This is a genomic window from Streptococcus pluranimalium (assembly GCF_047785705.1).
Taxonomy (GTDB): domain Bacteria; phylum Bacillota; class Bacilli; order Lactobacillales; family Streptococcaceae; genus Streptococcus; species Streptococcus pluranimalium_A.
The window spans coordinates 26,633-34,631 of sequence record NZ_JBLOJV010000018.1; the positions used below are offsets into that span (position 1 = coordinate 26,633).

Here is a 7,999-nt window from a genome sequence, read left to right on the forward strand (position 1 = left end):
CAATACCCAACCAAAATCAGGATTGACAAAGACTATACTACTACTAAAAGAGGATAACTTTTAGATAAGGCTAGCAATCAGCCACATTATGATAAACCTTTTGAACATCATCGTCATCTTCAAGTGTTTCGATGAGTTTTTCAAAGGTCTCAAGGTCTTCACCCTCTAGAGCCACTTCAGATTGTGGAATCATCTCAAGCTCTGTCACCTGGAATTCTTCAACACCTGATTGACGAAGAGCTTCTAAACCTTTGTGAAGATCTGTTGGCGCTGTATAGACAGTAATGGTTCCCTCGTGTGCCTCAACGTCATCAACCTCGACGTCAGCATCAAGCAGCTGCTCAAACACACTGTCAGCATCATCGCCCGCAAAGACAATAACCCCTTTTTTGTCGAACATATAAGAAACAGATCCTGTCGCTCCCATATTCCCACCATTTTTACCGTAAGCTGTACGCACATTGGCAGCTGTACGGTTAACATTTGACGTCAAGGTATCCACAATAATCATCGAACCATTTGGCCCAAAACCTTCATAACGGCCTTCTACAAAAGTCTCATCAGTGTTACCCTTGGCCTTATCAATAGCCTTATCAATAACATGTTTTGGCACCTGTGCCTGCTTGGCACGGTCGATAACAAATTTCAAAGCTGAGTTTGTTTCTGGATCTGGATCACCTTGCTTAGCCGCTACATAAATCTCAACACCAAATTTCGCATAGACCTTAGACGTTGCACCGTCCTTAGCTGTTTTTTTAGCAACAATATTTGCCCACTTACGTCCCATGGGATTCACCTCTGATTGATTTTGATTTTGGCCTCAACATCAGACCAATGACTCTATCATTATAGCATTTTGCGCACCTTTCGTAAAATGCTAATCATCTCTCTTCATCTCTTCTTAGAGCTTGACATGGAATCCTGCCCCAGTTCTGCTCTTGGATGCCAGGATGCCCTAGCTGGTAGATAGCATCGGCTCGTTGACTGGTCTCATCCCAAGCCTTAGCACCAACTCGACTGATCACAGTGACTGATTTTTTAACCTTTTTGAGATGTTCTTGTCCTTTTTTGGAAAATCCTAACAGTCGAATCGCTTCTGGTATTGGTTTTTCCACAGCACCTACTAAGATGTAGGTCAAAACGCGTCTCACTCTAGCCTTGGTAAAACGCTTGGTGGCAACTTTATCCACAAGCTCTTCAATAGATCTAGCCTTTTTGATAGCTATCTGAATGCGACTAGCTAATTCCTCATTGACTTGAAAGACTTTAGTCAAATCAGAATGCGTTAAAAGCTGGTATGTTAACAATTGAAAATAGTTATCCCAAGACACTTGTGGACAAGCCTGTAATAAGTCATAATTAGGTACTGATTTTGCCACAAAAGTATGGTCATCCTTGTGCAAACGAATAGCTGTCGCTGAAGCGATTGATACCTCTTTACTATCACAGTGAAAACCTGCTCCAAGGCGTTTGATCGGCTGTAAACCAATCCCTCTAACTGCACAGGCTTTAGTGTAAGCCAGACCTAAAATATGATTTGGCGTATTGCCAGAAAAGGAAAGTCCCGTAAAATGCTCCCACATCGCTTGGCTTTTTTGAGGATAAGACAGATGATTGGGTAACGCCTCCATAAAATCTTGCATGACCTGTTTTTTAGAAGCGTAAATCGCAGCTACGGTGTTATAGTCAATAGCTTCTTCTGTTCCAAAGGTTAACTGATCAATTCCTAGCTTAGAGAGGATATTGACAGCCCCATCAGCGAAATAATCCGCCGATTGAACCGACACCAAAAAAGGCAACTCAATAACGATGTCTGCCCCATTTGCCAAGGCCATCTGAGCCCTAGTCCACTTGTCCACAAAAGCAGGCTCACCACGCTGCATAAAATTACCAGACATAGCGACAACCTTGAGTCCTTCTCCCTGCTCTAAAAGGTACTTGTGCCCGTTGTGGAAAGGGTTGAATTCCGCGATGATACCTGTGATTGTCATAAAAACCTCATTATTTTTGCGCTACAAAAAACCATCTCTTACTTGTATCAGTCGGAACTTTATCTTCAAAATCCGCATAGAGTTTGAAGGATGTAAAACCAGCTTGTTCAAGAAGGATATCATAGGTCAGGACTTCATAAGTACGTTCTTCGTGGACTTCGTCAAAGCGGGTGAAGCGTCCATCGTCATCTTGGATGAAGAAGGTCAACTCATGAACCACAGAATGAGGAGCTTCATCAGCAAAAGAGTCCCAAACCATGGCAAAGTTTTCAGCATTTTCATGATAAGAATAACCTGGGAAAATCGCATCTGTTTGATAAGTGGAGTGGACATCAAAAATGAAAACACCATCTTCTTCTAAACAGTCGTAAACTTGTTTGAAGACCTCTCCAACTTCCACCTCATCCTGCATGTAACAGATGGAATCAGAATAACAGGTCACAAAATCAAACTTGCCAGTCTTTGATAAATCCAGCATATTGCCCTGTTGAAAAACAATCTTTTGCTTGGCTGACTCGGCACGTTTTTGGGCAATCGTCAGCATTTCTTGACTCAGATCCAATCCAGTAACATCAAAGCCAGCCTGTGAAAAACGAATGGACTGAATCCCAGTGCCACAAGCCAACTCCAATAATTTGTTTCGATTTTTTGATTTTGGTAAATGGCGGAGCGAAAAATCCGTCCATAAATCGTACAAGGAATCATCCATGATAGCATCGTAAACCGATGCGAATGTTTCGTAGTTTTTGTTCATGATACCAAGCGCAGCCCTAGGCAAAGACAAGGTAAAAAGAAGTGATTGGCACAGTGGTCTTGAACACAAGGCAATCTATCTTTTTTGCACCCTCTTTAGCGCGTGTTCACATCAGCACACTTCCTTGACCGCTTTCCTTTCTGTCATTCTCAAAAACCTTGCCTGAAAGCAAGGTCTAACTATTAGGCAAGATAGGCTGTGACATCTACTTCTCGCGCTTCATGCCAAAGTTTTTCAAGGTTGTAATGGAAGCGCTCGTCTTCTGAGAAGATGTGAACAACCACATCATTAAGATCCAAAAGAACCCATCCAGTCTTGCTATCACCTTCAACATGACTTGGATCGCCACCAGCTCCCTTGACTTTGTCTCGGATCGTATCTGCGATGGCTTCTAGCTGGCGACTATTTGTCGCACTAATAATGACAAAATAATCCGTCACACTTGTGATATCGGCTAAATCAAGCACCACAATGTCTTCGCCACGTTTTTCATCAGCTGCTTTGACAACCAATTCAAGTAATTCTGCTTTGTTCATTTCAATCTTCTTTCATGTATTTGACAAAACTATTATAAGTTTCGATGGTTTGGGGATAGATAGGCTGTGCTTTTTGAACCAAAAAGGCTACTGTATTAGCAGTTGCATAAGCTACTGCTTGATCAAGATTTTCTCTAGCTATCTCACGAGCTCTAGCAACCGATGGAAAATCTCGACTTGGCTCAATATAATCTGCCACATAGAGAATTTTAGCCAAGGTGGACATCTCTGCTGCACCAACAGTGTGAATGGCAATAGCCTCTAGCAGTTCTTTGTCCAACAATCCAAGGTCTTCTTTTATCTTATAGATACCGACCAAGCCATGCCAAACATTATTGTTCCAATCTTTTAAGTCAGGATCGAGCTGGTATTTGTCAATCAAGTCGAAAAATGCTTGATCTGAACTTTCTTTGGCATAATCATGTAGTAGGCCTGCTAAGCCTGCTTTGACCTCGTCATAACCATATCGCTGAGCCAACTCAATAGCTGTCTGTTCAACGCCTAAGACATGGTTAAAACGCTTAGCACTCATGACTGACTGCAGTTTTTCTAATAGTTGCTCTCTAGGATAAGCTGTGTAGGATTGGTAACTCATCGGTAAAGCCCTTCTGCTTCGATGTAATCTAAGACCGGTTTTGGAAGGAGGTAGTTAGGCTTGCGGCCTTTTTCGATAAAGGATCGAATCATGCTAGATGAAATATCCATGAGGGGGACGTCAACCCAGATGACAGGATAGGATGTCCCTACCTTGTACTTGGGACGCTGAACACCGACAAACTGTACCATATGAATCAACTCATCAATCTTATGCCATTTTGGAAGGTAATCCACCATATCAGCACCAATGATAAAATAGTAATCCACATCGGGATTTTTCTCTATCAGCCTCTTCATGGTTTCATAGGTATAGGAAATGCCTTTTCGCTCGATCTCAATGGTCTCAATCGCTAGCCCTTCAACCTCTTTAATGGCTAAAGACAGCATGTTCAAACGATGTCTTTCATCAATGGTAGCTTTATGATCGACATGCGGTGGCTCAAACTCTGGCATGAGGTAAACTTGATCCAAACCAAGTTGTTGCCCAACTTGATCAGCAACCACCAGATGAGCATTATGGACAGGGTTAAAATTCCCTCCCAAAATACCAACTTGTTTACGGTTGGTTTCTTTTTTTTCTTCTTTTAGCTCCACTTTGGTAAAGGGAGTCAAGAGCTCAATAGGCATAGCTACTCCTTACACAAGACAGGGTCGGTCTTTTTTAGTTTGTTTTGATGGCTTTCACCTTGGGTGAGAGTTTCCGGTTTTCTTTTTTAGCAGACTCTTTAAAAAGAATCAAGATACGGCCTATTTTTAAGACAGTATCGCAGCCAATTTCTTCTTCAAGTATTGATGATACTTCATGAATATCTTCATCTGTATTTTGAAGAAGGGTAACTTTGATCAACTCACGTGCGTCTAAAGCACGGCGAACACTGGTTTTTATTTGGTCATTAAGACCATTTTTACCAATTTGAACAATGGGTTTTAAGGAGTGTGCTTCTGACTTTAAGAAGGCACGTTGTTTGCTGGTTAATGACATGTTTTTTCTTTTCTATTGGTTAAATTAAGGCTTTGCGAACGAGCACTGAGACACCCTCAGGTGCCCAAGCAGCGACAATGGTTGAGCTATCTAATGGGGCATTGACGCGAATCCAACCCAAGCCTGAGAAGACAATATCCGTTTTCTCCTTAATGGCGAATTCATGGCGGACTAGCTTGGGAAAGTTCTCTGTATCCTTGCCTGATGGAGGGGTTAAAAGACTGCCGACATGCTTCTGGTAAAAAGCCTCTGCTCCCTCTAGTTTGGTACGGTGTAAGTCCAAATGGTTATCAAAATAAGCTGTAAAGCCCTGCTTTTGACCCGAAATAAAGTCAAATCGACCTAAGCCTCCCAAAAATAGGGTTTGATCTGGGTTCAACTGATAAGTCTTGGGTTTGATTTCTTTTTTAGGACTGATATATTTGAGGTCTTTTGCGGATAAATAATGGGCCATCTGATGACGATGAATGATACCTGGCGTGTCATAGATATGCGCCCCATCATCAAGAGGAATCTCAATTTTATCAAGGGTTGTCCCAGGAAAACGTGAGGTTGTAATAATATCTTTATCACCAGTGACTTCTTGGATGATGGCATTGATGAGAGTTGATTTTCCAACATTGGTAACGCCGACCACAAAAACATCACGCCCACGACGGTGGTGATCAATGGCATGAATCAAGTCACGAATGGCAAATTTATTTTGAGCACTTACCAAGACGGTATCAAGTGGTCTAAGTCCCTCCTCATGGGCTCTTTGCGTCAGCCATTGGGTGACCTTACTATCTTTTACAGATTTAGGTAAAATATCTTTTTTATTGCCAACAAGAAGGACATCATTCCCTGAGATAAAGCGTGACAAGCCTGGAATGACAGAGCCATTGAAATCAAAAATATCAATAACATTAACAACCAAGGCATCGCTATCTCCAACGTCGTGTAGGAGTTTTAGAAAGGCATCATCTGAGATGTGAACATCAACAATGTCATTGTAATGACGCAGTCTAAAACAGCGCTGACAGTAGAGTTCCCCAGTTTCAAGTCCTTTTTCCAAGGCGCTTTTGGGAGTATAGCCGATGACTTCTTTTTGCTGCGTTTGAATATTGACACCACAGCCGATACATAATACTGTTTCCATTAAATTCCTTTTTGATAGATCATTTTGCCGTATTTGGCCTCTAATTGTGCCCAGACACGGCGCTCACGGGCACGGTTTACTTTGGTATTCCAAGCATCTGATGGCACAATTGGCTTCACAAGAATGGAACGAATGCCAGCACGATGTGCTGCACGAATATCGGTCATCATCTGGTCTCCAACCATGACCACCTCTGACTTATCAAAACCATAACGCTCTATAGCAATATCAATGCCTCGTGTAAATGGTTTTAAGGCACGGCTGACAAAGTCAACTCCAAAACGCTCAACCGCATGCTTGACACGGGCATGGTTGTTGTTAGAGACCACTACCACTGGTATATCAGCTTGCGTCATTTCATCCAACCAAGCCCTCAACTCATCCGTGCCATCAGGATTATTCCAAGCAATTAAGGTATTATCCAAATCCACCAAAACAGCACGAATCCCTTGACGTAGCAAATCGTCCGCCCGTAAATCATAAACAGCCTCAACCACATAGTCTGGCCTATAATCTTCAATAGCCAATCTCTTCTCCAAAATGATAATATTAGTCTTTATTATACCACGCTATGAAAATATAGTAAAATAGACGCTTTGAAATCCCATATATTCAACATTTCAACTCTTTTTGACTTAAATATGGATGATTATAGAAAAGTCAAGGGGTAACTAAAAGGATAACTAAAAAATACGAGTTCAACAGGCAAGAGATAAGCACCTAGGCGGGTGCTTTTTCTGTTATGTTCAGCCCTCATCTAAGGCTTTCAAGGCTTTCTTTTTCTCTCTGAAAAACTTTGCACGTCCCATTGCTGCCCTATCCTGTGCTTCTGTTAGTGTTTGGCTATTTATAATGGCAAACAATATCATGACAAGTTTTAAATCATCAATTTGATAAACATACTCAAGTATTATTTGGCGCTTTTGGTGTAGCTGATCAATCTGTGTCAGCAAGTAGTCAGACCTATCCAGGTAAGCCACTGTTTTAGCTTCCTGTGCGTTTGTTTTGCTGGTCTGCACTCTTGTATCTGAATAGCCTTGCGAGCCGTAAACGAGGCTTAGAGTCGCTTGTCGCTCGTCTTCTAAATCTCTGATGTATTTAGGAATTGTCTGTAACTCTTTGATAAGCTGCTTAGCGTCCATGAAATACCCTCCAATCATGATACATACTGATATTATAGCATTTTTAGGCACAAAAAAAGCATAAGTGACCCACCGCCTCCACAATAAATTGCTTCATGGGCGTTAGACCCCTATGCTTAAAAAAGGCAGAGCGTCCGCGCTCCAATGGGTGCTCGAACCCCTACCTTTATATTATTGTAACTAAAAATAGCTATAATATCAACAAAAAAAGAGGGTTTCCCCTCTCAAGCCAATTTGTGTCAAGGAGACCGACAACGAAAATCTCCCTCCCACTTCTGCCTTTGGTGTCTATCATGGTGAGTGTTCTTTCATTCCTCTTCGCCGATTACCCAATCAATGTGATCAGCCATTTTATTTTAGGTGAGGTGTATCATTTCAACCAAAGTCTAGTCCCTTTATCAAGGTATCGATTAAATCTTATACGGTGTTTCATATACTTATGATACTTCATCCACTTAGGTCGCTTAGGGAAAGCATCGTAATCTACGTAACCTTTTCTAGGTGTAAAACCAGGATCAAGTTTCTTAGCTTCTCTAATAGCTAAACCCCAATAATACTGACAATCTGTCTTGGTACGGTTCAATGTATGCCTATGTACTCCTTGGCACTTACTGCAAGCGTACCAAACGCCAGAATAGGAATAAACTTTCCGGCATCGCCTACCACAATCTGGGCAAAGAAAAGCATAGAAATGCCCGCCATTAGTTCCTGTGCGTTTCTCAAGAGTGATGATCTCATGCCCAATGGTAAAGGTTAACTTTTCTAAGTCTACTTCAATATCCTTATGCTTAAATGATGTTACGCCGCGTTTCTTTAGTGGTTTGGTTACGTCTTCTACTCTAATTTCAGAATGCCCAAC

At 41.7% G+C, this 7,999-nt stretch carries 11 protein-coding genes; all 11 read right to left on the reverse strand.

Annotated elements, in window-relative coordinates; all coding sequences use genetic code 11:
* Positions 1-70: 70 nt before the first annotated feature.
* Positions 71-787: a YebC/PmpR family DNA-binding transcriptional regulator gene (locus ACMZ6Z_RS05795; protein ID WP_416131660.1), complete on the reverse strand. Its 717-nt coding sequence runs from the start codon at positions 785-787 to the stop codon at positions 71-73.
* A 94-nt stretch (positions 788-881) separates the two neighbouring features.
* On the reverse strand, positions 882-1,991 hold the full coding sequence (locus ACMZ6Z_RS05800) for a nucleotidyltransferase (protein WP_416131661.1): 1,110 nt from the start codon (positions 1,989-1,991) through the stop codon (positions 882-884).
* A gap of 10 nt (positions 1,992-2,001) precedes the next feature.
* A complete protein-coding gene (locus ACMZ6Z_RS05805) occupies positions 2,002-2,745 on the reverse strand; it encodes a class I SAM-dependent DNA methyltransferase (RefSeq protein WP_416131662.1) in 744 nt (247 codons plus the stop codon).
* 182 nt (positions 2,746-2,927) lie between these two features.
* A complete protein-coding gene (gene rsfS, locus ACMZ6Z_RS05810) occupies positions 2,928-3,281 on the reverse strand; it encodes a ribosome silencing factor (RefSeq protein ID WP_416131663.1) in 354 nt (117 codons plus the stop codon).
* Position 3,282: 1 nt separating this feature from the next.
* On the reverse strand, positions 3,283-3,876 hold the full coding sequence (gene yqeK, locus ACMZ6Z_RS05815) for a bis(5'-nucleosyl)-tetraphosphatase (symmetrical) YqeK (RefSeq protein WP_416131664.1): 594 nt from the start codon (positions 3,874-3,876) through the stop codon (positions 3,283-3,285).
* A complete protein-coding gene (locus ACMZ6Z_RS05820; RefSeq protein WP_416131665.1) occupies positions 3,873-4,505 on the reverse strand; it encodes a nicotinate-nucleotide adenylyltransferase in 633 nt (210 codons plus the stop codon). The genes yqeK and ACMZ6Z_RS05820 overlap by 4 nt, the downstream gene beginning before the upstream one ends.
* A gap of 34 nt (positions 4,506-4,539) precedes the next feature.
* Positions 4,540-4,860 carry a ribosome assembly RNA-binding protein YhbY gene (gene yhbY, locus ACMZ6Z_RS05825; protein ID WP_416131666.1) on the reverse strand — a complete coding sequence of 107 codons (321 nt, stop codon included), beginning with the start codon at positions 4,858-4,860 and terminating at the stop codon, positions 4,540-4,542.
* A 19-nt stretch (positions 4,861-4,879) separates the two neighbouring features.
* Positions 4,880-5,998, reverse strand: a complete 1,119-nt coding sequence (gene yqeH, locus ACMZ6Z_RS05830) for a ribosome biogenesis GTPase YqeH (RefSeq protein WP_416131667.1) — start codon at positions 5,996-5,998, stop codon at positions 4,880-4,882.
* Positions 5,998-6,525 (reverse strand): YqeG family HAD IIIA-type phosphatase, encoded by a 528-nt coding sequence (locus tag ACMZ6Z_RS05835; protein ID WP_416131668.1) that lies wholly within the window; start codon positions 6,523-6,525, stop codon positions 5,998-6,000. The genes yqeH and ACMZ6Z_RS05835 overlap by 1 nt, the downstream gene beginning before the upstream one ends.
* A gap of 219 nt (positions 6,526-6,744) precedes the next feature.
* The gene (locus tag ACMZ6Z_RS05840) at positions 6,745-7,140 is read right to left on the reverse strand and encodes a hypothetical protein (protein WP_416131669.1); all 396 of its coding nucleotides are present in this window, start codon (positions 7,138-7,140) and stop codon (positions 6,745-6,747) included.
* 370 nt (positions 7,141-7,510) lie between these two features.
* Positions 7,511-7,999 (reverse strand): hypothetical protein (locus ACMZ6Z_RS05845; RefSeq protein WP_416131670.1); only part of this gene is annotated, 489 nt, incomplete at its 5' end.